This window comes from Streptomyces sp. NBC_01408 (assembly GCF_026340255.1).
Classification (GTDB): Bacteria; Actinomycetota; Actinomycetes; order Streptomycetales; family Streptomycetaceae; genus Streptomyces.
Window position 1 is genome coordinate 295,187 of the sequence record NZ_JAPEPJ010000002.1, and the last position, 24,207, is coordinate 319,393.

A 24,207-nucleotide genomic window follows, 5' to 3' on the forward strand; every position below is an offset into this window, starting at 1 on the left:
TGGACGCGGCGGGGGCGGAGCGCATGACGGCGGAGACAGCACACAGGTGGGCGGCGACCCTCGATTCGGTCGTGGTGTACGCACAGGGCGCGGTCTGCCGCCGCCTGGCCCGGGGCAGCGTGCCGCCCGACGGCCGGGTGCGGGTGACGGGACTGCCCCGCTCGCTGGACCCGGGCTCGCTGCGGGCCCGGGTCCTGGGCTCCCCCGGGGTACGCGTCACCGAGGCCCGGGTGGAAGTCGAGGCCGAGCCGCGCGGCGCGGGCACGCCCGACGCGTTGCGGCGCGAGGTCGAGCGGCTGCGGGACGCCTACGCGGCGGCGCAGGGCCGACGGGACCGACAGCTGAGCCTGATCGAGGAAGTCAGGGCGCTCCGCCCGGTCCCACCCGCCCGCAGGCGCGAGGACCCGCACCGCCGCACCCCGGTCGACGCGTGGCTGGAGCTCTCCGGTTTCGTCGACGAGCGGCTGACCGGACTGCACACCCGCCTCGTCGGGCTGGAGGAGGCACTGCGCGAAGTCGAGCACGAGCTCACCGTCGCCGCCGACCGGCTCGCCCGCGCCTCCACCGACGCACCGTCAGCGCACGTGGACACCACGGTCTGCGCGGTCCTGACCCTCGACGGCACCGGCACCGGCACGGGTTCCGCTGAGGCGGAGACCGAGGTGGAGGTGGAGCTGGAGTACGGGGTGCCGGGCGCCGTCTGGGTGCCGGCCTATCGGCTCACGCACCGTCAGGGCGACGGCAGCGGCCGTCTGGTGCTGCGCGCCTCGGTCGCCCAGCGGACCGGCGAGGACTGGACCGGGGTGCGCATCGCCCTGGCCACCGCCGACCTTCGGCGCCGCACCGACCTGCCGAAGCTCCGCTCGATCCGGATCGGACGCCGTCAGCCCGCCCCCGCGCCTTCCGGCTGGCGCGAGCCGCCCGCGGGGCTCGCCGACCTGTTCGCCGGGTACGAGGCAGCCGGCCCCGGACCTGCCGCGTCCGCGGCGACCGCCGCACCTGCCGTCGGCGCTGCCCGCCCCGCTCCCGTGGCCGCCGTGGGCGGCCCCGTTCCGCCGCCTCCCCCGCCGCCGCCGGCGCAGGCCTACGGCGGTCCGCCGCCCGCGTTCCTGATGCCCGGCGGCGCGGACGGCCGCTCCACGGAGGTCTTCGGCAGCGGGATGTCCGGCGTCACGCAGGCCGTCCCCTCACGACCGGGCGCCAGGCCGCGTACCGGCGCCGGCGGCTTCGCCGGGGCCCCCGCCGCCGGGGCCCCCGTCCCCATGGCCCCTGCGGCTCCCGGCCGGGCTGCGCCGCCGCCCCCTCCGCCGCCGGTAACGGGTCCGCCGCAGCCGAGCGGCGCCGAGCTGGACTACGCCGCCCTCGTCCTGTGCGGCCCCGACGAGCAGGGCGGTCGCCGGGGCCGGCTGTTCCCCGACTCCCCCTTCGACCCGGTGGCGGCCGAGTACCGCCGTCGCGCCGAAGCGGTGGCCGGGCTGCCGCTGCCCGGACAGGCCGTGCGGCCCCGCGAGTCGGCCGGATCGTTCGACCACCGCTTCGATGCCACGGCCCGCGCCGACATTCCGTCGGACGGCACCTGGCACACCGTCACCGTTGGCGAGATCCCGGTCGGCCTGCGCACCGAGTACCTCTGCGTGCCGTCCGTGGAGCAGACCGTGTACGCGACGTTGGTGCTCTCCAACGCCACCGACCAGGCGCTGCTGGCCGGCCCGGTGGAGGTCACCGTCGACGACGAGTTCCTGCTGACCGCAGCCCTGCCCACGCTCGCGCCCGGCGGTGTCCGCCGGGTGGGGCTCGGGCCCGCCGAGGGCATCCGGGTCACCCGCCGTACGAACCTGCGCGAGTCGACCTCGGGCCTGCGCAACAACACCACCGTGCTCGACCACCGCGTCCACGTGGAGCTGGCCAACCGGCTCGCGCGGCCCGTCACCGTCGAGGTCCGCGAGCGGGTGCCGGTCACCTCCGAACCGGACGTCCGGATCGAGGAACGGGCCGACTGGACGGCACCCGAGGAAGGCGCGGGGCCCGAGCACCATGCCCCGGGCACCCGTGTCTGGCGGCTGGACCTGCCCGCAGGCGCCACCGCCGCCCTCGACGGCGGCTACGAGATCCGCATCCCGACCGGCAAGGCCCTGGTCGACGGCAACCGCAGGAGCTGACCCGCCATGTCCACGGCCCCGAAGCCGATCGCCCTCCCCGTCACCGCCGTCACCTGCCTGGAGGACCGCGCCCACGTCGAGCGCACCGCCGTACTCGACCTGGAGGCGGGGGTCCAGCGGCTGCGTCTCGGGCCGGTCAGCGCCCTGGCCGTCGACCGGACCCTCCATGCCGAGCTGACCGCCGCTTCCCCCGCGACCGTGCTCGACGTGCGGATCGTCCGCAGCTGGACGCCGCGCGGGCCGCTGCCGTCCGCCGAGGACGACTCCGCCCTGCGCCACCGCGTGCACGCCCTCGAAGAGGAGCAACTGGCCCTGGAGCAGCGACGCGACCGGCTCAACGCCCGCCTTGACCTGCTCGGCCGCCTCGCCGCCGATCTGCTGCGGGACATCGGCGAAGGCGCCGGCTGCGGGGAGCCCGATCGGACCCGCTGGGCCCTCGAACTGGACCGGGTGGACGGCGAGCGCGACACGTACGGTGAGCAACTCCGCACGGTGCAGGCCCGGCTGGCCGCCCTCGCCGCCGAACTCGGGGAAAGCCAGCGGGCCATGTCGCTGTCGGAGGACGAGCCCGCCGAGCTGATCGGCCACATCGAGCTGACCGTGGAGGCCGCGGCCGCCGGGCCGGCCGAGCTGCGCCTGAGCCACCTCACCCCGTGCGCGCTGTGGCGGCCCGCCTACCGGGCCGTGCTCGACGGGGACGCCCTGACGCTGGAGACCGACGCGATGGTCTGGCAGCGGACCGGCGAGGACTGGTCGGACGTACGGCTGACCTTGTCGACCGCGCGCTCGGCGCTGGCCACCGATCCGCCCCGGCTGGGCGAGGACCGGCTGACGCTCAAGGACCGCTCCGCGGCGGAGCGCCGGACGGTCGACGTAGAGCTGCGCGAGGAGGAGATCGGGACCCTCGGCCCGGCGCCGGTACTCGGCCTTCCGGGGGTGGACGACGGCGGCGAGGCGCGCGTGCTGACCTCCCCCGCGCCGGTCTCCGTGCGCGGGGACGGCCGCGCCCACCGGGTGCCGCTCTCCGTGTCCACCACGGCCGCGAGCAGCGAGTACGCCTGCGCACCCGAGGTGTCGCCGCTGGTCACCCAGGTGGTCCGGTTCGACAACCTGTCCGGTCACGCGCTGCTCGCCGGGCCTGTGGACCTGGTCCGCGGCAGCGGGTTCAGCGGCCGGGGCACGCTGGACTTCACCGCCCCCGGCGCCCCCGTCGAGCTCGCCTTCGGCAGCTGCGACGACCACGGGGTGGTCCGGGAGGCCCAGGAGTCCCGCGAATCCGCCGGGATCATGCAGCGGACCGTGGTCACCCGCACGGTCCGGCTGCACCTGTCCCGGTTCTCAGCCCCCGGGGAGCACGACGACCGGGTGGTCGTCCTGCGGGAGCGGATCCCGGTGTCCGAGGTCTCGGCGGTGGAGGTACGCCTGCGCAAGGACGCCTGCTCCCCGGCGCCCGAGGTGGTCGACGCCGAAGGCATCGTCCGCTGGGACATCACCCTGCCGCCCGGCGGCCGCCGCACGGTCACCCTGGTGTACGAGCTGTCGGCGAGCGCGAAGGTCGCCGGGCTCTGAGCATTGAGCACTGAGCAGCTCTCCGGGCTCTGAGCCCAATCGGCTCACCTTTGCGGGGCCGGGAGGGGCGCCTATCGGTGCGCCCGGACCCAGAACGATTTTTCACTTTACTGATTGTTATGCGGGGGTGCCCTGCGTGTTCTCGTAGCGGTGCGGTCTGCGGTGCGCGACCATACGGACGCCGATACACGCTCTCGACTCGGAAAGCAGACAGCGTCAAGAGCAATCAGCCGACAGAGGGAAACACCGAGACAGGAAGAAGGACGGACGTGTCCGGCAGCGAAAGCGAGAACCCTGTAATCCCCTCCCCGACTCCTACGCCGACTCGCCCCCGGTCGAACCGGGACTGGTGGCCGAATCAGCTGGACCTTCAGGTTCTGCACCAGCACTCGCCTCAGTCCGATCCGATGGGTGAGGACTTCGACTACGCGGAAGAGTTCGCGACCCTCGATCTCGACGCGCTGAAGCAGGACGTCTTCGAGTTGATGACGGCGTCGCAGGAGTGGTGGCCTGCCGACTACGGCCACTACGGGCCGCTCTTCATCCGGATGAGCTGGCATGCCGCGGGGACGTACCGCATCGAGGACGGCCGGGGTGGTGGCGGCTCCGGCGCCCAGCGCTTCGCGCCCCTCAACAGCTGGCCGGACAACGCGAGCCTCGACAAGGCGCGCCGTCTGCTCTGGCCGGTCAAGCAGAAGTACGGCCGGAAGATCTCCTGGGCCGACCTTCTGGTATTCGCCGGCAACTGTGCGATGGATTCCATGGGGTTCAAGACCTTCGGGTTCGGCTTCGGGCGAGAGGACATCTGGGAACCCGAGGAAATCTTCTGGGGACCGGAGGACACCTGGCTCGGAGACGAACGCTACAGCGGCGACAGGGAACTCACCGGTCCTTTCGGCGCCGTGCAGATGGGGCTGATCTACGTCAATCCGGAAGGCCCCAACGGAAATCCGGACCCGATCGCCGCCGCCCGGGACATTCGTGAGACGTTCGCGCGCATGGCGATGAACGACGAGGAGACGGCCGCGCTCATCATCGGCGGCCACACGTTCGGCAAGTGCCATGGTGCGGTGGATCCCTCGTACATCGGCCCGGAACCCGAGGCCGGCCCCATCGAGCAGCAGGGGATCGGCTGGACGAACTCGTGCGGCAGCGGCAAGGGCGTCGACGCGCTCACCAGTGGGCTCGAGGGCGCGTGGACCACCGAGCCGACGAAGTGGGACAACGGGTACCTGGACAACCTGTTCCGGTACGACTGGGAGCTGACGACGAGCCCGGCCGGTGCGCAGCAGTGGACTCCGAAGGATCCCTCGGCCCAGGGCACCGTGCCCGACGCTCACGACCCGTCGAAGAGGCATGCTCCCATGATGCTGACGACGGACCTCTCGCTGAAGCTGGACCCGGTCTACGGGCCGATCGCCAAGCGCTTCCACGAGAACCCGGACCAGCTCGCGGAGGCGTTCGCCAAGGCGTGGTACAAGCTGTTGCACCGCGACATGGGCCCCCTCTCGCGTTACCTCGGCCCGTGGATTCCCGAGCCGCAGCTGTGGCAGGACCCCGTACCCGGGGTCGATCACGAGCTGGTGTCGGGCGGGGACATCGCCGCCCTCAAGGGCAGCATCCTCGCCTCGGGACTGTCCATCCCCCAACTGGTCACGACCGCCTGGGCGTCGGCGGCGAGCTTCCGCGGCACCGACAAGCGCGGCGGGGCCAACGGGGCACGGATCCGGCTCGCGCCGCAGCGGGACTGGGAGGCCAACGACCTGCCCGAGGTGGCCGAGGCGGTGCAGAGCCTCCAGCGGATCCAGCAGGACTTCAACTCCTCGTCGGCCGACGGAAGAAAGGTTTCGCTCGCTGACCTGATCGTCCTGGGCGGCTGTGCGGCCGTCGAGCAGGCCGCGAAGAACGCCGGGCACGACATCAGGGTGCCGTTCGTACCGGGGCGCACGGACGCCTCGCAGGAGCAGACCGACGTGGAGTCGTTCGCCGTGCTCGAACCCAGGGCGGACGGGTTCCGCAACTACCTCCGGGCGGGAGAGAAGCTGTCGCCGGAGACGCTCCTGCTGGACCGCGCCAGCCTGCTGACCCTGACGGCACCCGAGATGACGGTCCTGACCGGCGGCATGCGGGCCCTGAACGCCGGCTTCAAGGGTTCCTCACACGGGGTGCTCACCCACCGGCCGGAGACCCTGACCAACGACTTCTTCGTCAACCTGCTCGACATGGGTACGGAGTGGAAGCCGTCTGCCTCGACCGAGAACGTGTTCGAGGGCCGGGACCGCGCCACGGGCGAGGTCAAGTGGACCGCCACCGCCGTCGACCTCGTCTTCGGTTCGCACTCCCAGCTCCGGGCCGTCTCGGAGGTCTACGCCTCGCAGGACGCGGGAGAGAAGTTCGTACGTGACTTCGTGGCGGCGTGGGCCAAGGTGATGAACCTCGACCGGTTCGACCTCGCCTGAGCCCGGTGCCCCGACGTCCCGGCCGGCCGCCGTCGGCCGGCGGGGACGTCGGCGGGATCCGGCCGGATCCGGTGGACCTTCCGGTCACAGAACTAGCTGCGGTCGGGGCGCAGTTCGATGTGGTCCGGGGCCAGGTCGACCGCCACGCGGTGCTCCATGCCCAGGGCCTCCAGGAACTTCGGGGGGAGCTGGACGCGCCCGGAGCGGTCCAGGACGACGTACTCGCGTTCGCTGATCGATTCCTCGCCGTGCTCGTCGGTGACCAGGCGGCGCAGGACCTCGCTGCTGGTGCGCCCGTCGCGGATCGCCACGGTGCGGCGGACCTCGCCCGCCACCATGGGGTCGTGCGTCACGATGACCACCGTCACGCCGAGCTCCTTGTTCACCGTACGGAAGGTCTCGAAGACCGCGGCGGCCGTCTCCGAGTCCAGTTCGCCCGTGGGTTCGTCGGCCAGCAGCACCTTGGGGTCGTTCGCCATCGCCACGGCGATCGCGACGCGCTGCTGCTGGCCGCCGGACAGTTGCGCCGGGCGCCGGTGCGCCAGGTCGCCGATCCCGAGGGCGTCCAGGATCTCCGCGACCCGGGCGGAGCGGCGTGCGCCCGCAGCACGCCGGCCGCCGCCTCCCGCCAACTGCATCGGCAGGGCAACGTTCTGAGCGGCCGTCAGGAACGGCAGCAGGTTGCGCGCCGTCTGCTGGAAGACGAACCCGACCGCTTCGCGCCGGTAGCGCAGCCGGTCCCGCGCCGACAGTTCCAGCAGGTCGTAGCCGGCGACCGCCGCGCTGCCCGCCGTCGGGACGTCCAGGCCCGCCAGGATGTTCAGGAGGGTGGACTTGCCGCTGCCGGAGGCGCCTACTAGGGCCACCAGGTCGCCCTGGGAGACCGTCAGCTCCAGCCCCTGGAGGGCCTGCACCTCGATGCCGTCCGTACTGAAGATCCGGACCAGGCGGTCGCAGGCGATCGCGGCGTCCGCGTCCGGGGTACGGGGCTCGGCGGCGGCCGTCGCCCGGCGGCGCAGCTCCTCGTACGTCGGCTGGTCGCTGTTCAACTCTGGTCTCCCGCTCTCAACTCGGTGGTGATCTGCCGTCGCCCGGATGTCGCCGCCTCGACGAGCACGGCCGCGGCGACCAGGGCGGCCAGGCCCAGGGCCTGGGTCAGTACGGGCCCCGCCGTGAGCCGTACTCCGGTCGGCACCCTCACGCCGACCAGCGTGGACAGGTCTATCGCCGGGCCCAGCAACGCCACCGCGGCCGCCGCCACCAGCGCCCCGCCCAGCGCCGCGGCCAGGGTCTGCGGCAGGGTCTCGGCGAGGATCAGCGTGACGCCCTGCCGGCGGCGCAGCCCCATGGTGCGCAGCCGGGCCAGCAGCGCCGCGCGTTCGGGGACGGTCCGCATCAGCGTCAGCAGTACGGCGAGCAGTGCGAAACCGGCGGCTGCGGCCACGCAGGCCCAGAAGAGGCGCTGTGCCGACCGCTGGAGCGGATCGGCGCCCAGCTCGGCGACGGCCTCGGCGCTGGTGGACACGGGGTACACCTCGTCGGCCGGGTTCGCCCGGGGAGCCGGACCCTGCCCCGCCGCGGGCGCCGGGGCCGGAGCCGCTGCCGCCGCCGGGAGGGCGGCCCGGACCAGCGCGCGCAGCCGGTCTCCGTCGACGGGGCCGAGCCCGAACCACCGGTTCGGCTGGCCGGCGCCGCCGATGAGGGCCGTCGCGGGGCCCGCCGGCAGGACGACGGTCGCGGCGCCGGGAGCCGGATGGGCCGGGGTGCAGTCGATCACACCGGCGACCCGTGCCCGCAGCTCCGTACCGTCGCCGGGCCGCAGTACGTACGTGCCCGGCCCGGCCTGCTCCGCCAAGGGGGCGCTGAACAGCGCGGGGACCGGGGCGTCGGCGGTCCCCGCGCCGCCTCCGGCGAGCAGGGCGGGGTCGAAGGAGCCGCAGCCGAGGGTGCGGGACAGCTCCGCGTACGCGGCCGGCTCGGCGACGACCACGGTGATCTGGGTGGAGCGCTGGGCGGTACCGAGGAGGGAGGAGTCGTGGTCGACCCACAGCGGTACGGAGGTCCGTACGCCCGGCAGCTCGCCGGCGGCCTTCGCGAGCCCGTCCGGGAGCGTCGATTTCCCGGACGCGGAGATCGCCGCGTCGCCCCCGACCGTCAGCCGGGCCACCGCCAGCCGGGAGGAGTCCACCGACTCCAGGACGGCGGCCCCGAAGCCCCCGGTGGTGATGGCGAGGAGCAGCGCGACCGTCGGCAGGACGGAGGGACCGGTCCGGCCGCCGGCGCGGGTCCCGGCAGTCCCCGAGCCGCGGGCGGCCCGCGCGAGCCCCAGGAAGCCGACCAGCCCGGAGCGGCGGCCGGCCGCCCGTGCGAGCCAGCCGGTCAGCACCGGCTGGAGCCGGGCCAGCAGCAGCCCCCCGCACAACGCGAGCAGCAGCGGGGCCGCGATCAGCAGGGGGTCCAAGTCGCTGCCGGCCGGGGCGACCCCGCGGCGGCGGACCTCCAGCACGGCGGCGCCCGTGGCGGTGAGGACGAGCAGCTCGGCCATGAGCCTGCGCCACCGCGCGGCGGGGCGCGGCGGGGACAGCAGTACGGCCGCCCGTACGGGGAAGGCCAGCAGCGCGAGCAGTGCGACGGCCGCGGCCGAGAGCAGCGCGGGTGCGAGCCGGGGTGTGGGCAGCAGCAGGACGGCGAGCGCGGTGGCGGCGGCGGCCGCGGGGAGCACCGTGACGGCGCCCTCCCCGAGGAGGCGGCCGAAGATGCCGGCGCGCGAGCCGCCCCGCGCCAGCAGCAGCCGCAGTTCGGCTTCCCGGCGGTCCCCGGCGAGCGCGCCGGCCAGGACCAGGACGACGAGGGCGACCCCGCCGACCCCGGCCGGTCCGATCGCGGCGAGCGGCGCCGCGGCCTGTCTGCGGTCGCGGGCCTGCTCGAACAGCTCGGGCAGCCATGAGATGGTGCGTAGCCGCTCGCGGTTGGTCTCGCGGGCGAGGGTGGCGGCGGTGGGCCCGGCGACGAACGAGGCGATCTCCTCCGCCGTGGTGTCGAGGCGGTCGGCCCGCAGGCCGCCGACGTCCACCGGGAGCCACCAGAAGTTCTCGGCGGTGCGGCCCCAGGTGTAGATCCGGTCGAGGTCCCCGGCTCCGATCAGGGCGTCGACGTCCCAGGAGAGGTTCTCCCCGTTGTAGTGCTCGCAGGCGCGGGCGAGACACCCCAGGTCCGCCCACCCCCAGAAGTCCTCGCTCTCGTCGGGGACCGTGTAGAGGCCGACGACCTCCACGGACGGTGCGTCGTCGAACAGGGGCGTGCTCTTGAGGACGGATCCGAGGCGGGCGCCGAGGGTTTCGGCGGCGCGCTGCGAGAGGGCGACCTGGAGGGGCGGCATGTCCGCGCCGGCGCCCTGGGGGGCGGGGGGTGCGGCGCTCGGCCAGCGTCCCTCCGCCAGCTTCACGTGCGCCTGCGCCTGGCGGACGTACAGCAGGGACATTCTGGGCGGAAGGCCGGACGGGCGGGACAGTTCCGGATTCGTCAGCGGCTGCCGCTTGGTGGTGCGCGTGCCGTGGACCACCGTGTCGGGGTCTACGCGGAAGGCGGGTCCGGTACGGGCGAGCAGGCTGGTCAGCGTGGTGTCCAGGGACTGGGGGCTCTCCCCGGCCACCGCGGCCGGCGCGCTCGCCAGCAGGCTGGTGCTGCTCGGCCCGCTGCGGTGCAGCAAGGACCTCAGGGCCTGGTCGGCGCCCCGGTCCTGGGCCCGTGGCAGCGCGGCGGCCAGCAGGACGGCGACGAACGCCAGCGCGGCGCCGAGTACGGTGCCCAGCGGCGCCGCCCGCAGCCGGGTCCTGACCCATGGCGCGGGCCGCACCCCGGACTTGCGCCCGGGTCGCGGGGTGGCGGACGGCGGCGGGGTGGTCACATCTCCTCCACGGGGCGCAGCCGGGCGGCGATGTCGCGGCCCCGGGGGCCGCTGAGCGCGGCCGACAGCAGGGGAACGGCGGCGATGGCGGCGACCGTCAGCAGGGTCTGCCAGAACGGCATGTCCACCCGTACGTGCGGGAACGGCCGCCCGGCGGCGGGTGTCAGCACGACCAGGGGCGCCATCAGATGGACGAGGGCGACACCCAGCCCGGTCCCGACCGCGGTTCCGATGGCGATCAGCACCCCGCCCTCGGCGGCGGAGGCCCCGGCCAGCGACCGGCGCGGGGTGCCGAGCGCGAGCAGGACCGAGAACTCCCTGCCGCGCACGCGCCGTTCGGCGGCGGTGGAGGTCGCGAAGCCGATGGCCGCGAGGACCGCGCAGGCGGCGGCGAGGGCGGCCAGGGCGCTCTGCGGGCCGGCGCTCAGCGGGTCGTCCAGCAGGCGCGCGGTCACCTCCTCGCGCAGTTGTACGCGTTCGGTCCTGGCCCCTTGGCGGAGCTCGGCCGCCGCGCGGGCCGGGATCGGGTCGGCGGCCGAGGCGGCGGGCAGCCACCACTCGGTGGGCGGGGCCGGCTGATGGCCGGCCGACTCCACCAGGAACCGGCCGAGCGTGCGCAGGTCGACGGCGAGCGCCGTCCGTCCGGCCACGGGGAGGGAGTCGACGGCGGCGGTGATCCGCGTCGGGACGGTCGCGCCGTCGAGGGTGACGGGGACCGTGTCTCCCACGGAGGCGCCCAGGGACCGCAGGTAGTGGGTGGTGGCGACCGCCGGGACCGCGGCGGCGGGCGGCGCGGCGGGTGCCGGGAACAGTACGGCGCTGACGCCCTTGGCGGTATCGGCCCCGCCCCAGTAGCGCACCCGCAGCACATCCGTGGAGTCGGCCGGGACCGGGGGCAGTTCGGGGGCTCGCAGGGAGCGGGGCCCCTGCGGGGGCGATGACCGCCAGCCGCCGGTGCCCGCGGGGCCGGGCGCGGCGGCCGTGACGGGACTGCCGTCCGGGGTGTCGGAGACGGCGATCCGGCGCACGGTCAGTTCGGCGCCGCCGCCTGCGGGGCTGCCGCCCCCGGGGCCGCCGCCTGCGGGGCCACCGCCTGCGGGGCCGCCGCCCCCGGCGTACGAGAGGCGTATCCCCGCCAGCGTCAGCGGGCCCGCGGCCGAACCGACGGGGGCACCGGTCAGTGTGTCCAGCGGGAACGGGAGCGTGGCGTCGCCGCTGGTGGGCAGGGTGACCGACGGGGTCCCGTGGACCGCCCCGAACCGGTCGCGCAGCAGCAGGCTCACGGCTGTCCAGCTCGTCCCGGCGGGCCGTACGCTCACGTCGAGGTCGATCCGGCGGGGGGAGCCGGGCAGGGCGACAGCGGGGCCGGTGGCCGCTCCCGCGGCGCCGGGCTCCGGCGCGTCCGGGTCAGCGGCGGCGAGCGGGGCGAACAGCTCCCGCATGCCGTGGCCGCCGCGCAGGTCCGCGCGCAGCGGTACCCGTTCGGCCACCTTGGCGGCGTCCAGCGCGACGAGGTCGGCGGAGACCCCGCCCGGCAGCTGCTGCGCCCGGCGGACCACCGGTATCAGGCGGTCCCCGCCCGGCAGTGCCCCGTAGCGGCCGCCCTGCCCCATCGGGGTCATGCTGCTGCCGGAGATCCGCAGGCCGCCCGCCGTCGCGAAGTCGGCCTGGTCGCGCTGGGACGCGGACCAGGCGGTCTGCTGGCCGAGGGCCAGGATCCCGCTGGAGACGGCGAGGACGAGCAGCAGCACGGGCCCGGTGGCCCGGCCGGGCCGCCGGGCGAGCTGCCAGCCGAACAGGGCCGGGCCCAGGCTCCGGCCGCGCGCCGCCAGCCGTCCCCCGGCCCGCGCCGCGAACGGCAGCAGCCGCAGGACCAGCAGCGTTCCCCCGCACAGGGCCAGGGCCGGGGCGGCGACCAGGACCGGGTCCACGCCGAGCCCGCCGCCGGCGGGGGCGTCGGGCAAGGGCGCGTCCGCACCCCCGTACTGCGCGAGCTGCTGGTAGCCGAGGACGGCGAGGACCACCACGGCCAGGTCCAGGCCGGATCGGGCGGCGCCCGTCACCAGGGCCTGCCTGCTGCCCACGCGGCTCAGCACGGCGGCCGAGGCGCCGCGCAGGGCGGAGGGCAGGGTCGTCAGCAGGACACAGGCCAGGGCGCAGCCGGCCGCGACCGGCCAGACCAGCCAGGTGTCCGGGATCTCCAGGTGGACCCGCCCGAGCGGTCCGAACCGGCTGAACAGACGCAGCAGGGGTGGTGTGAGCAGCGGTGCCAGGACGGCCGCGGGCAGGGCGAGCAGCAGCGACTCGGCCGCGCTCAGCGCGCCGAGGCGCCGGCGGGAGGCGCCGCGCGCGGTGAGCAGGACACGCTCCGGCTCCTGGCGGACCGTCAGGATGTGGGAGACGAGGAGCAGTGCGGCGGTCGAGAGGACCGCGAGCTGGAGCGCGCCCGCCACCAGGGTGGACCGGGCGACGAGCAGGCCGGAGTCCAGCTCGGCCAGGAGTGTGGGCAGTTCGGTGGCGGACCGGAGCGAGGTGGTGCGCTCGAGGGCTTTCCGCGCGGGGTCCGTCGCGGTCCGGACGGCCCCGGCCTCCGACGTGCGGATGGTGCGCAGGTCCGGGGTCAGCAGCGTGAGGCGGTAGTTCTGCAGGAGGCCGCCCGTCGTGAAGGCGCTGTCGTCCACCAGGAGCGGGCCGTAGGTGGCGAAGGTGTCGGCCTGGACCTCCCGGCCGCCGAGCGGGTCGAGCCGCCAGTACCCGGCGTCCGGATCGGCGGCCCGGTACACGCCGGTGACCAGCACGGTCAGCGCGGGCCCGCCGAACCGGTCGTCCAGCCGGACCGGTGCGGGCAGCGCGGACTCGGCCAGGCCGAGCCGTGCCAGCGCCGCGCGCGGCACGGCCACCTGCGTCGGTGCCGGCGTGGCGCCGGACCCGGTGGCGACCGGCCCGGGCCACTGACCGGCGAGCAGGTGTACGTGCTCCCGGCCGAGTGCGGCGAGCAGGGTCAGGTCGGCGTCGCGGCCGGAAGCGGCGGCGCCGGGGAGTCCGTACGAACGGCTGTGGGCCACGCTCTCGGAGGCGACCGGGAGCCGCCCGAACACCTCGTCCGCGAAGGTCCGGACGGACTCGTCGTCCTCGGCGCGGGCGGAGGCGGGATGGCCGCTGGTGATCACGACGGTGGTCCGGGGCTGTTCCGGACCGGTCAGGGCCTGCCGAAGCCCCTCCTCCCCCACGCCACGGGTGAACGCCGTCAGCGCGGTCAGAGCGGTTGCGGTGATCAGTACGGTGAGCAGTACGGCGACGGCGAGCGGCCATCGCCCGCGCAGTCGGCGCACGACGAAGCCGAGCACGTGTGCAGTTCCTCCCCCACCCGGACTCCCGGTACCGGATAGCGGACGATGCTGTCAGATGTGGGCTATAGAGGGAAGGGGCTTGCGTGAATGGTGCGACAGATGCGCAAATGCGATCAGGAAGTTGCTGCGGCAGCACGTGCGGGACGCGGGTCCGGGCGCTCCGCGCGGACAACTCGACGGGGGAGGAAATGCGATGAGGGACCATCAGGGAACGGCTGCGGTCGCGGCGGCCCGGGAGGCCGGCGGCACGCCCATCGTGGTGGTGGACGACGTGAGCCACAGCTTCGGCAGCGGAGCGCAGGCCGTCCACGCCCTGCGCGGTGTGTCCTTCGAGGTTCGCCGCGGCGAACTCACCGCCCTCAGGGGCCGGTCGGGCTCCGGCAAGACCACCCTGCTGAACCTCGTCGGCGGCCTCGACACCCCGACCAGCGGCCGGATCGCCCTCGACGGCACCGACCTGGCGGCCCTCGACGAACCGGGCCTGCTCGCCCTGCGCCGCGACCGCATCGGCTTCGTCTTCCAGTCCTTCGGCCTGATCCCCGTCCTCACCGCCGCCGAGAACGTCGGCATACCGATGCGCCTGCGACGCGTGCCCGCCAAGGAGCGCGAGGAACGCGCCCGGACCCTGCTCGCCCTGGTCGGCCTCGCGGACCACGCCGGGCAGCGCCCCGGCGAACTCTCCGGCGGCCAGCAGCAGCGCGTCGCGGTGGCCCGCGCCCTGGCCAACGACCCCGACCTGATCATCGCGGACGAACCCACGGGCCAGCTCGACTCGGAGACCGGCCGGTCGATCATGGAACTGCTGCGCGCGGTGGTGCGCAGCGAGTCGGTCACCATCCTCGTCGCCACCCACGACCCCAACCTGATCGAACTCGCCGACCGGGTCGTGGAACTGCGCGACGGCCGCGTCCTCGGACCCGGCACGCCCGCCGACCCGACCGCCTCCGGCGCGTAGGAGAGAGCCCTGCTCCAGGAGCGTACGCGTCAGGCCGTGCTGTCCTCGGCGGCCGTCCCACCGGGCTCGAGGACGGCCTCGACGTCGACCATGACATCGACCATGGGGCTGACGACCACTCCGCCGCGGTCGATCACGTCGTTCCAACTCACCCCGAAGTCATGCCGGTTGATACGCGTCTTGGCGACGAAGCCGGCGCGTCGCCTGGGCCCGAGGTCCTGCCCCTCCTCCCACCAGGGGGTGTCCCACTGTCCCAGGTAGGTGACGTCGAAGGTCACGGAGCGCGTCACGCCACGCACCGTGAGCTCGCCGGTGACCTCGAACTCGGTTCCGCTCACCTGGTGAATGCGCGACCCTGCGAACGTCCACGTCGGGTGGTGCTCGACGTCGAAGAAATCAGCACTGCGGAGGTGGGCGTCGCGGTCGGGCTGACCGGTGTACACCTGGGTCGCATCGACCGTCGCCTCCACCCGCGCCTTCTCCGGCTTGTCGGGATCGACCTCCAGCAAGCCCTGCACGTTCTTGAGCTGCCCGCGTACGTAGGTGACCATCATGTGCCTGGCGCGGAACTCCGCCGCGGTATGACCGGGCTCGAAGAACCATCTGTTCATGGCCATGTGCGCACCTGACTCGTCCCGTCAACCGGAATGGGTCCGACGGCAGGTCCCGGAACGCGTACGGCAGTGGCGGGAGCCGACGTGCCCGTGGTGCGTCAACCGGTGTTCGTTCACGCCGTCGACGATGAGGGAGACACCGATGCCCAGCATCCAGACGTCCTTGGCCAGCGCGATTCCCTGCTCGGTCGGGCGCAAGCTGCCTTCCTCCCGCATCCCCGGCGTACGCAGGTAGAGCCCGAGGGTGCCGACCGAGAACGCGGTCAGCGCAACACCGGCGACGGCGGCGGGGACGACCGGCAGGAGCAGCGCGGCGGCCAAGGCGAGCTCACCGGTGGAGAGCAGCCGGACGAACTTCCGGGCGTCGCACCTGCCCAGGAACGGGTAGGTGGCGGCGGCGAACTGATGCAGCCCCTCGGCGGTGGCCTCGTCCGCACCGCGTTTCGAGAGCCCGGAGTTCAGGAAGGACGTGCCGACCGTGAGCCTGAGCGGAAGTTGCCGCGCCGTGGAACGCCAAGCCGAACCGGATCCCATACCGAGCCTCCCAACATCGACCCCACCTACCACCCTGCCATCCGTTCGAACCGTGTCAAACGGGGCGGCGGCCCCCACCGGTCCCGGAATCCCCCGGCCAGGTCAGCGCAGGTGCAGTTGCCAGTCCGCCGGGACCTTGCCCAGCGGCCCCGGCGTCGGCTGCGAGGCCGGGTGCGAGGTGGGCGGTGTCAGGAGCGGGCCCTCGTAGTACTGCTCGGTCTCGATGTTCCAGAACCAGGACTCTCCCGGCTCGAAGCTCGTCAGGAAGGCGTGCCCGGCCGCCCGGGCGTGCTTCGTGCCGTGCCGCGAGGGAGAGGAGTCACAGCATCCGATGTGCCCGCACGCCGCGCAGCGCCGCAGGTGGAACCACCACCCCGGACCATCGCCCGCCAGGCACTCCACGCACCCGTCCCCACTCGGCCGCGCGGTGAGATCAATACCCGGGATCCGCTCGTGAGCCATGCGCTGCGCCTTCCTGCGAGGCCTCCCCCGGATGCCGCTTCCGACGGCGTTCCGGCGCTCGGAGCCGAAGTCGCGGGGCCGGACCCCTGCTCCAGCGTAACCGGCGCGGATCAGGACTGTCGGCGCACCATCTCGTTGATCCAGACGGGCGCGAACGGAGAGGTGCAGCCCGGGGAGGTCGGGTAGTCCTTGAGCACCTCCAGGCGCTCACCGATGCCGATCGCACGGGTGCGGTACTCGGCGTGCTCGATCCCGATCTGGGCCAGGCAGTGGTTCATCGCCCACTGCAAGCGATCCGGGGCGTCCTTCATCTCCGCCTCGATGACGTCGAGCAGTCCTGCGAGGTCGAGGCCCTCGGGCTGCTTCGCCACGCGTTCGGTGGTCAGTGCCCAGCCGGCGCTCGCGACCACCGGATCCGGATCGGCGGACCAGGCCAGGCGCAGCTCTTCGGCGTGCGGGTTCTTCTTCACCACGTAGTTCACGAGCCAGTCGTGCACCTTGGGTGTGCGCGCCTCGCGCAGCATGGCGTCCAGCTCGTCACGCCCGAACGCCTTCGGGCGGCAGATCAGGATCGCCAGCAGTCTCGCGGCGGTGTCGTCCGTCTCCCAGAGCCGGCACGCGAGTTCCTGCTGGGTCTTCAGCCGCTTCGCGATCGCCCGCAGTTTGCCGAGGTTCACACCGTGGTCGTCACCGTGTCTCTCGTTCACCTCGCGTGCCTTCGGGTCCTCGAGCCCGGCCAGCTCGGCCATCACCTCGGCCACCCCGGTCTGGGGCACCACCGTCTCGGCCACCTCAGCCTCCTGTCCACCACGTGCGAGCTTCAGCCTACGACGGAATCCGGCCTCCTGTCTCAGACGCTGCAGGCCGCATCCAGGCCGATCCTGTTCCGGCCGATGAGCCCGGCCCGAGCGCTCGGCCCGGGCCGCGGTTCACGCCTTCGCGAGGGCCGCGGCTCCGAACGAGACGTCGAAACGGTCGCACCAGATGCTCACGCTCGTGTACTGGGTCAGGTCGACACCGGGCGGCAGCTCGTAGTTCTGATCGCCCTTGTTGCCCTTGAGCTTGCCCAGGGTGACGTACTTGCCGTCGTCGAAGACGCGCCAGCCGGCCACGCCCTCCTTGACCGGGGCATCGCTCAGCAGCACCCGCAGGTCCGGGCCGTTGCTGGTGTCGAGGTTCTCCAGGCGCAGCGTGTGGGAGCCGTCGGCCAGCCTGATGACCTTCACCGTTCCGGTCGTCGCGTGCTCGTGGCTGATCAGCTCGCCCGAAGAGACCGTCTGCGGACCGGCCGGTGCGGCGGAACCCCCGCCCGACCCGGCCGGGGCCTTCGGTGCAGCCGCCGCGGGCAGCGACTCGCTCACGGTCTCGCTCTGCCACAGCTTCCACGGCTGGAACCAGTACAGCCCCGCGCCCAGCACCAGCGTGCCCGCGATCACCGCTCCGACCAGCAACCGGCCTCGACGCCTCATGTTTCCCACTGCCGTGCCTCTCCCTCTCGGATCCGTCACACGCATTCAACGCGGTGCACGGCAGCGGGCGCCACATTCCACCGATGACGAAACCCTTACGTCGGCGCGTGGAACCGGCCGCGCACCTGCGGAGTTCCGTAGCGTCCACGGCATGCGAGTACTTGTCACAGGAGGCGCGGGCTTCATCGGCGCGCACATCGTCACGTCACTGATCGAACGCGGGCACGAGCCAGTGGTCCTGGACGCGTTGCTGCCCGCGGCCCATGCGGTGGCTCCGGTCCTTCCGGACGCCGAACTGCTCATCGGGGACGTCCGGGACGCGCAGGAGGTACGGGCGGCTCTGCGCGGGGTCGACACCGTGTGCCATCAGGCGGCGATGGTCGGACTGGGGAAGGACTTCGCGGACGCGCCCGCGTACGTCAGCTGCAACGACCTCGGCACCGCAGTGCTGCTGGCGGCAATGGCGGAGTCGGGGGTACGCCGCCTGGTGCTCGCGGGGTCGATGGTCGTGTACGGGGAGGGGCGCTACGAGTGCCCGCGGGACGGGCTCGTGCGGCCCGGTCCGCGCGAGGCCGCCGATCTGGAGGCGCGGCGGTTCGAACCGCGCTGCCCCGGCTGCGGGTCGGAGCTCGTCCCGGGTCTGGTGGACGAGCACGCCCCGGTGGATCCGCGCAATGTGTACGCGACGACCAAGCTGGCGCAGGAGCACCTGGCCGCCGCGTGGGCGCGGTCCACGGACGGGCGGGCGGTGTCGCTGCGCTACCACAACGTGTACGGGCCGGGCATGCCGAAGGACACCCCGTACGCGGGGGTGGCGTCCTTCTTCCGGTCCGCGCTGGCCCGGGGCGAGGCACCGCGGGTCTTCGAGGACGGGGCCCAGCGGCGGGACTTCGTCCACGTACGGGATGTGGCGGCGGCCAACGCCGTGGCTCTGGAGGCGGTGGGTGACCGTGCGGCGGGGTCGTTCGTCGCGTACAACACGGGCAGCGGCGAACCGCACACCATCGGGGAGATGGCCGGCGCGCTCGCGGCGGCGCACGGCGGCCCCGCACCTGTGGTGACCGGTGAGTTCCGGCTCGGCGACGTACGGCACATCACCGCCGATTCCGCACGGCTGCGCAGCGAGCTGGGGTGGCTTCCGCAGGTCGGCTTCGCCGAGGGAATGGCCGAGTTCGCGCGGGCGGACCAGCGCGCGTCGGCCGCCGCCCCGCAGCACCGGTAGTGCTGTCCGGTCACAGCACCAGGGGCCGCCGAGGGTGATGTCCGCGTTCCGTAAGGAGTCGTTGTCCCCTATGTCCGTGTGGAATTCATACGCTGGAACGCGTGACCGTAGATCTCGTACTTCCCTGTCTGAACGAGGCCGAGGCCCTGCCCTGGGTACTCGCCCGCGTCCCTGCCGGCTGGCGTGCCCTCGTGGTCGACAACGGGTCCACCGACGGATCCGCCGCCATCGCGACCGAACTCGGAGCCACCGTGGTACGCGAATCCCGCCGCGGGTTCGGCGCGGCCTGCCACGCCGGGCTGCTCGCCGCCACGGCGGACATCGTCTGCTTCTGCGACTGCGACGCCTCGCTCGACCCCGGTCTGCTGGCGGGTTTCGCGGCGACCGTGTCGGACGGCGGCGCGGACCTCGTCCTGGGGCGGCGCCGACCCCAGGGGCGGGGCGCCTGGCCGGTCCACGCACGCGCGGGAAATCTGGCGGTGTCCCGCATGCTGCGCCGCCGCACCGGTCTGCGTCTGCACGACCTGGGCCCGATGCGGGCGGCACGGCGCGAGGCGCTGCTCGGCCTCGGGCTGACCGATCGGCGCAGTGGCTATCCGCTCCAGATGGTGGTCCGCGCGGCCGATGCCGGCTGGCGGGTACAGGAGGTCGACGTGCCCTATCTGCCCCGGGCCGGGAAGTCCAAGGTGACCGGCACCTGGCGGGGCACCTGGCAGGCGGTGCGCGACATGGGCCGCGTGCTCGCCGAGCCCTCCGCCGGTTCGGCGGTCGTGACGGGAGGCCGGGTGTGACGACGCTGATGGTGATCGCGAAGGAGCCGGTGCCGGGCCGGGTGAAGACACGCCTCACCCCTCCGTTCACCCCGGCCGAGGCGGCCGCCCTGGCGGAAGCCGCGCTCGCCGACACCTTGGCGGCGGTCGCCGCCACCCCGGCCGAACGGCGGGTCCTGGTCCTGGAGGGCCGCCCCGGACCATGGCTGCCCCCCGGCTTCGAGGTCGTCCCGCAGTGCGCCGGCGGCCTCGACGAACGGCTCGCCGCGGCCTTCTCCGCGTGCACCGGACCGGCCCTGCTGATCGGCATGGACACCCCGCAGGTCACCCCCGCTCTGCTGGGCCGGGCGGACTGGGCGGCGTACGACGCCTGGTTCGGGCCCGCGGTCGACGGGGGCTTCTGGGCGCTGGGGCTCGCGGAGCCGGATCCCGCGCTGCTGCGCGGGGTCCCGATGTCGGTGCCCGAGACGGGCGCCGCCCAGTACGCGCGCCTCGAGGGGGCGGGGCTGCGGATCGGACGGCTGCCCGTCCTGCGCGATGTGGACACCGCCCAGGACGCGCTGCTGGTGGCCGCCGCGGCCCCCGCCGGGCGCTTCCACGCGTTGCACACGCGGTTGACCACCCCGTCCGGCACGGCGGTCCACGCGTGAGGGCCGGCCGGGCGTGGGCCGCGGCGACCGCCACCACCGCCCCGCGGGCGCCCGCCGCCTGGCGGGAGAATCCGTACGACGAAGCGCTGCGCGACGGCCGCGGGCCACTCTTCCTGCGCCGCGTGGACGGCTGGCTGCTGCCGCTCGACGTGGAACGCTGGTGCGCCGCCCCGGATGCCGCGGACCTGAGCGTGCTCGCGCGCTGCGGGGACTCCGTCCTGGACGTCGGATGCGGGCCCGGCCGGCTGGTCGCCGCCCTCGCGGCGCGGGGCCACCGGGCGCTGGGCATCGACGTGAGCCCGGAGGCGGTGGCGCGTGCCGAACGGCTGGGCGGGCTCGCCCTGTGCCGGTCGGTGTTCGACCGCCTGCCGGGAGAAGGCCGTTGGAACACGGTCCTGCTCATCGACGGCAACATAGGCATCGGCGGGGACCCCACGGCCCTGCTGAAGCGTCTGGCGGAAGTGACCTGCTCCGGCGGGAGCGTCATCGCCGAATGCCTGGAGGTCGATGTGGACGACCGCTGCGAGGTCCGGATCGACGACGGCAGGGGCAGGACGGGCGCCCCGTTCGCCTGGGCCCGGGTCGGCGCCGCGGCGCTGTACCGGCACGCCGAAGCCGCCGGATGGGCCCGCCGGGAGCAGTGGTCGGCCGGCGGCCGGGTCTTCGTGGAGCTGGCGCGGCGGCCTCGGCCGCGGACGCCGGTCCGTGCGGTGCCGATGCCGGTGTCGACGTGAAGAGGGCTCGTACCGTAAGCACCGTCCTGCTCCTGACGGCCCTGTCCGCCTCGCTCGTGCTGACCGTGCGCAAGGACGACGGCTACTTCGCGGACCCGGCGGGGCTGTCCTGGTGGTACGCGGCCTCGTGGGCCCTGTTCGCCGCGGCGGCCTGGTCCCTGCGCAAGGTGCCCGCCCGGTACGTCGCCCCGCTGGTGCTCGCGGGCGCGGTGGTGGTCGCCGCCACCGGGCTGGTCGCGGCTCCCCGTACGAGCACCGACTCCTTCCGCTACGCCTGGGACGGCCGGGTGCAGGCCTCGGGGATCTCCCCGTACGACCATCCCCCGGCGGACCCCGCGCTCAGCAGCCTGCGCGACGACTGGCTCTTCCCGCAGGGCGCCGCCTGCGAGGGGCCGGACCGGGCACCGGTCGCGGGCGGGACGTGCACCCGGATCAACCGCCCGCAGGTGCACACCATCTACCCGCCCGTCGCGGAGGGCTACTTCCTCCTCGTCCACGCGCTCTCTCCGCCGGACACCCGGCACAAGGCGCTGCAGAGCGGCGCGGCCCTGCTGTCCGTGGCCACGGCCGGGGTTCTGCTGCTGGTCCTGCGGCGGCGCGGTGATCCCCGTCATGCGGCCTACTGGGCATGGTGCCCGGCCGTACCGATCGAGGCGGTGAACAACGCCCATGTCGACGTCCTCGCCGTGCTGTTGTCCGTCGCCGCGCTCGGAGTCGTCGCGGGGCGCCGGGTGACGGGCGGCGTGCTGTTCGGCCTGGCCATAGCGGCCAAGCTGCTGCCCGCCGTCCTGCTGCCGGGCGCCCTGTCCGGTGTACGGCGGGTCCGTGACGCGGTCGCCGTACTGCTGCCGGCCGCCGCGGCCGTCTGCCTGCTCTACCTGCCGTACGCCCTCGGCTCGAACGCCTCCGTGTTCGGCTACCTCGGCGGCTACGCCGAGGAGGAGGGGTACGACGACGCCTCGGCGCGCGGCCGGTACGCCTTGCTGCGGCTGCTGCTGCCCGACGCGTGGGCGCTGCCGGCGGTCGTGGCCGTCATGTTCGTGGTGGTCGGGTACGTACTGCGCCGGGGCGATCCCCAACGCCCTTGGAGCGGAGCCCTGTTGGTCACCGGAACCGCATTCCTCCTGATGACGCCCGGATACTCCTGGTACGCCCTCCTGCTGATCGCCCTCGTCGCCCTCGACGGCCGGTGGGAATGGCTCGGTGTCGCCGTCGCCGGCGCGGCCGCGTACGTCACCGGGCGGGCGCTGGGCGATGCGACGGGTACGGTCGCCTACGCGCTGGCCGCCGGGGCCGTCGTGGGCGGATGGGCCTTGCGCAGACGGCACGCCCCGGCCTCGCCCTGATCCGCTTACGCCGGCCGGGGCGCGGGCTCCCCCGCGGGGGCGGTCCGTTCCGTGCCGGTGGACCGGAGACCGGTCGTGATGCACCCGGAGCGTCGTGCGAGGCTGGCGGCATGCACCCTGAAGCACCGCGTCGGATCCTCGTCGTCGATGACGACCCGACGGTCACCGAAGTCGTCACCGGCTACCTCAAGCACGCCGGTTTCCTCGTCGACAACGCCGCCGACGGACACGAGGCCCTGGTGTTCGCCGCGAACGGGCACCCCGATCTCGTCGTCCTGGACCTGATGCTCCCCGGAATGGACGGCATCGACGTGTGCCGCGCCCTGCGCCGGAGTTCACCGGCGACCGCCGTCATCATGCTCACGGCGCGAGGCGAGGAGGAAGACCGCGTACTCGGCCTGGAGGTGGGCGCCGACGACTACGTCACCAAGCCCTTCAGCCCGCGCGAACTCGTGCTGCGGGTGGAGGCCGTACTGCGCCGCCGTACCGCCGTCGCGGCCGCCGCCCCCGGGGCCGGCACCCTCCTGAGGGCCGCGGACCTGGTGGTCGACCCGGCCGCTCGCCGAGCGGTCAAGGGAGGGGACGACCTCGCCCTGACCCTGCGGGAGTTCGACCTCCTCGTGTACTTCATGCGCAATCCGGGCCGGGCCGTGAGCCGGGAGCAGCTCCTGCAAGAGGTGTGGGGCTGGGGGTTCGGCGACCTCTCGACCGTGACCGTCCACACGCGACGGCTTCGAACCAAGATCGAGGAGGACCCGGCGAGCCCCAGACTGATCCAGACCGTCTGGGGTGTGGGTTACCGCTTCGACTCCTCCGAAGAGAAGGACTGACCACGATGCCGGAGCGGGACATTCTGCTCATCGCCCTGTACGCCCTGGGTGGGGCGGCGGCGGCCGGTGCGCTCGGGGCCGTGGTCCTGCGTGCCGTACGGCACCGGTCGACGGCGGTGTCGCTGGCGGTCGTCGCGGCCGTCTCGGTGCTGACGATGCTCGCCGGGACGCTCACCGTCGCCTGGGCGATGTTCCTCTCACGGCACGACCTGACCGTGGTCACCACGGTCGTCGCCATGGCGGCCGTCGTCTCCTTCGCGGTGGCCGTCGTACTGGGTCGATGGGTGGTCGCACGCAGCGCGGCGCTGACCCTGGCGGCGCGTTCCTTCGGCGAGGGCGGCTCCTTCGCCGCGCCGGACGCGGCCGGGACCGCGGAACTGGAAGCTCTGAGCAGGGAACTGGCCGCCACCAGCGCCAAGCTGAACGAATCCCGCGAGCGCGAGCGGGCGCTGGAGACCTCGCGGCGGGAACTCGTGGCGTGGATCTCCCACGACCTGCGGACCCCGCTGGCCGGCGTACGGGCGATGGCGGAGGCGCTCGAGGACGGTGTGGCCACCGACCCCGAGCGGTACTTCGGCCAGATCCGGACGGAGGCGGAGCGGCTGAACACCATGGTCGACGACCTCTTCGAACTCTCCCGCATCCATGCCGGGGCGCTGTCGCTGACACGGACCCGGATCTCGACGTACGACCTGGTGGACGACGCGTTGGCCGGCGTCGACGCGCTCGCCAGGGAGCTCGGGGTCCGGCTCGTCGGGGAGCAGGTCGCGCCGGTGCCGATCGAGGTAGACGGCAAGGAGATGACGCGGGTCCTGTGCAACCTGCTGACCAACGCACTGCACCGGACGCCGGCCGACGGAACGGTCGCGATCACGGCGGAATCCGGTGCGGACGACACGGTGGTGGTCTCGGTGACCGACGGCTGCGGCGGCATCCGCGAGCAGGATCTGCCCCGGGTGTTCGACACCGGCTGGCGCGGTACCGAGGCGCGCACGCCCCCGGGCGGGGCGGGCCTGGGCCTGGCGATCGTACGGGGCATCGTCGAGGCGCACGCGGGCCGCGCCAGCGTACGCAACGTGGCCGACGGATGCCGCTTCGAGGTGACCCTTCCCAGGGCCGGCGCCTGACCAGCAGTACACCTCCCCGGGATGCCGTCAGGGATTCGTAAGGCGCTCAG

General features: G+C 73.9%; 19 protein-coding genes. 11 read left to right on the plus strand and 8 right to left on the minus strand.

Annotated elements, in window-relative coordinates:
- Positions 1-23: 23 nt before the first annotated feature.
- From OG447_RS23755 to katG, 3 genes are all read left to right on the plus strand, one after another.
- The gene (locus OG447_RS23755) at positions 24-2,159 is read left to right on the plus strand and encodes a DUF4139 domain-containing protein (protein ID WP_266940115.1); all 2,136 of its coding nucleotides are present in this window, start codon (positions 24-26) and stop codon (positions 2,157-2,159) included.
- A gap of 6 nt (positions 2,160-2,165) precedes the next feature.
- Positions 2,166-3,728 (plus strand): mucoidy inhibitor MuiA family protein, encoded by a 1,563-nt coding sequence (locus OG447_RS23760; RefSeq protein ID WP_266939220.1) that lies wholly within the window; start codon positions 2,166-2,168, stop codon positions 3,726-3,728.
- Between the two features lie 269 nt (positions 3,729-3,997).
- Complete coding sequence (gene katG, locus OG447_RS23765) at positions 3,998-6,187, plus strand: catalase/peroxidase HPI (RefSeq protein ID WP_266939221.1); 2,190 nt, start codon at positions 3,998-4,000, stop codon at positions 6,185-6,187.
- 92 nt (positions 6,188-6,279) lie between these two features.
- On the opposite strand, the gene OG447_RS23770 is transcribed toward katG, so the two are convergent.
- From OG447_RS23770 to OG447_RS23780, 3 genes are read right to left on the minus strand one after another with little or no spacing between them, the layout of a single operon-like run.
- Positions 6,280-7,206, minus strand: a complete 927-nt coding sequence (locus OG447_RS23770; RefSeq protein WP_266940116.1) for an ABC transporter ATP-binding protein — start codon at positions 7,204-7,206, stop codon at positions 6,280-6,282.
- Positions 7,207-7,232: 26 nt separating this feature from the next.
- On the minus strand, positions 7,233-10,094 hold the full coding sequence (locus OG447_RS23775; protein ID WP_266939222.1) for a hypothetical protein: 2,862 nt from the start codon (positions 10,092-10,094) through the stop codon (positions 7,233-7,235).
- Positions 10,091-13,441, minus strand: a complete 3,351-nt coding sequence (locus tag OG447_RS23780) for an ABC transporter permease (protein WP_266939223.1) — start codon at positions 13,439-13,441, stop codon at positions 10,091-10,093. The genes OG447_RS23775 and OG447_RS23780 overlap by 4 nt, the downstream gene beginning before the upstream one ends.
- 196 nt (positions 13,442-13,637) lie before the next feature.
- Between OG447_RS23780 and OG447_RS23785 the strand changes: the two genes are divergently transcribed.
- On the plus strand, positions 13,638-14,399 hold the full coding sequence (locus OG447_RS23785) for an ABC transporter ATP-binding protein (protein ID WP_266939224.1): 762 nt from the start codon (positions 13,638-13,640) through the stop codon (positions 14,397-14,399).
- Between the two features lie 29 nt (positions 14,400-14,428).
- Here OG447_RS23785 and OG447_RS23790 read toward each other — a convergent pair whose 3' ends face one another.
- The 5 genes from OG447_RS23790 to OG447_RS23810 form a co-directional block, all read right to left on the minus strand.
- Positions 14,429-15,016 (minus strand): YceI family protein, encoded by a 588-nt coding sequence (locus OG447_RS23790; RefSeq protein WP_266939225.1) that lies wholly within the window; start codon positions 15,014-15,016, stop codon positions 14,429-14,431.
- 21 nt (positions 15,017-15,037) lie between these two features.
- Positions 15,038-15,547 (minus strand): hypothetical protein, encoded by a 510-nt coding sequence (locus tag OG447_RS23795; protein WP_266939226.1) that lies wholly within the window; start codon positions 15,545-15,547, stop codon positions 15,038-15,040.
- Positions 15,548-15,649: 102 nt separating this feature from the next.
- On the minus strand, positions 15,650-16,009 hold the full coding sequence (locus tag OG447_RS23800) for a UBP-type zinc finger domain-containing protein (RefSeq protein ID WP_266939227.1): 360 nt from the start codon (positions 16,007-16,009) through the stop codon (positions 15,650-15,652).
- Between the two features lie 110 nt (positions 16,010-16,119).
- Complete coding sequence (locus OG447_RS23805; protein ID WP_266940118.1) at positions 16,120-16,758, minus strand: DNA alkylation repair protein; 639 nt, start codon at positions 16,756-16,758, stop codon at positions 16,120-16,122.
- 180 nt (positions 16,759-16,938) lie between these two features.
- Positions 16,939-17,478 (minus strand): DM13 domain-containing protein, encoded by a 540-nt coding sequence (locus OG447_RS23810; protein WP_266939228.1) that lies wholly within the window; start codon positions 17,476-17,478, stop codon positions 16,939-16,941.
- A gap of 151 nt (positions 17,479-17,629) precedes the next feature.
- Between OG447_RS23810 and OG447_RS23815 the strand changes: the two genes are divergently transcribed.
- From OG447_RS23815 to OG447_RS23845, 7 genes are all read left to right on the plus strand, one after another.
- Positions 17,630-18,700 carry an NAD(P)-dependent oxidoreductase gene (locus OG447_RS23815; RefSeq protein WP_266939230.1) on the plus strand — a complete coding sequence of 357 codons (1,071 nt, stop codon included), beginning with the start codon at positions 17,630-17,632 and terminating at the stop codon, positions 18,698-18,700.
- A 101-nt stretch (positions 18,701-18,801) separates the two neighbouring features.
- Entirely contained in the window at positions 18,802-19,491 is a 690-nt protein-coding gene (locus OG447_RS23820; protein WP_266939231.1) for a glycosyltransferase family 2 protein, read from the plus strand.
- Complete coding sequence (locus OG447_RS23825) at positions 19,488-20,120, plus strand: DUF2064 domain-containing protein (RefSeq protein ID WP_266939232.1); 633 nt, start codon at positions 19,488-19,490, stop codon at positions 20,118-20,120. Before OG447_RS23820 ends, OG447_RS23825 begins: the two co-directional genes overlap by 4 nt.
- A complete protein-coding gene (locus OG447_RS23830) occupies positions 20,117-20,854 on the plus strand; it encodes a bifunctional 2-polyprenyl-6-hydroxyphenol methylase/3-demethylubiquinol 3-O-methyltransferase UbiG (protein ID WP_266939233.1) in 738 nt (245 codons plus the stop codon). The genes OG447_RS23825 and OG447_RS23830 overlap by 4 nt, the downstream gene beginning before the upstream one ends.
- Entirely contained in the window at positions 20,851-22,200 is a 1,350-nt protein-coding gene (locus OG447_RS23835) for a glycosyltransferase family 87 protein (RefSeq protein ID WP_266939234.1), read from the plus strand. The genes OG447_RS23830 and OG447_RS23835 overlap by 4 nt, the downstream gene beginning before the upstream one ends.
- A gap of 110 nt (positions 22,201-22,310) precedes the next feature.
- The gene (locus OG447_RS23840) at positions 22,311-23,030 is read left to right on the plus strand and encodes a response regulator transcription factor (protein WP_266939235.1); all 720 of its coding nucleotides are present in this window, start codon (positions 22,311-22,313) and stop codon (positions 23,028-23,030) included.
- A 5-nt stretch (positions 23,031-23,035) separates the two neighbouring features.
- Entirely contained in the window at positions 23,036-24,157 is a 1,122-nt protein-coding gene (locus tag OG447_RS23845; RefSeq protein ID WP_266939236.1) for a sensor histidine kinase KdpD, read from the plus strand.
- The last annotated feature ends 50 nt before the right edge of the window (positions 24,158-24,207 follow it).

What these genes read in the sequence shown, in the direction of transcription:
- OG447_RS23815 (WP_266939230.1), top strand. Translation starts at nt 17,630, where the DNA reads ATGCGAGTACTTGTCACAGGAGGCGCGGGCTTCATCGGCGCGCACATC.
- OG447_RS23805 (WP_266940118.1), bottom strand. Translation starts at nt 16,758, where the DNA reads ATGGCCGAGCTGGCCGGGCTCGAGGACCCGAAGGCACGCGAGGTGAAC.
- OG447_RS23755 (WP_266940115.1), top strand. Translation starts at nt 24, where the DNA reads ATGACGGCGGAGACAGCACACAGGTGGGCGGCGACCCTCGATTCGGTC.
- OG447_RS23800 (WP_266939227.1), bottom strand. Translation starts at nt 16,009, where the DNA reads ATGGCTCACGAGCGGATCCCGGGTATTGATCTCACCGCGCGGCCGAGT.
- OG447_RS23840 (WP_266939235.1), top strand. Translation starts at nt 22,311, where the DNA reads ATGCACCCTGAAGCACCGCGTCGGATCCTCGTCGTCGATGACGACCCG.
- OG447_RS23795 (WP_266939226.1), bottom strand. Translation starts at nt 15,547, where the DNA reads ATGGGATCCGGTTCGGCTTGGCGTTCCACGGCGCGGCAACTTCCGCTC.
- OG447_RS23810 (WP_266939228.1), bottom strand. Translation starts at nt 17,478, where the DNA reads ATGAGGCGTCGAGGCCGGTTGCTGGTCGGAGCGGTGATCGCGGGCACG.
- OG447_RS23790 (WP_266939225.1), bottom strand. Translation starts at nt 15,016, where the DNA reads ATGGCCATGAACAGATGGTTCTTCGAGCCCGGTCATACCGCGGCGGAG.
- OG447_RS23845 (WP_266939236.1), top strand. Translation starts at nt 23,036, where the DNA reads ATGCCGGAGCGGGACATTCTGCTCATCGCCCTGTACGCCCTGGGTGGG.
- OG447_RS23760 (WP_266939220.1), top strand. Translation starts at nt 2,166, where the DNA reads ATGTCCACGGCCCCGAAGCCGATCGCCCTCCCCGTCACCGCCGTCACC.
- OG447_RS23785 (WP_266939224.1), top strand. Translation starts at nt 13,638, where the DNA reads ATGAGGGACCATCAGGGAACGGCTGCGGTCGCGGCGGCCCGGGAGGCC.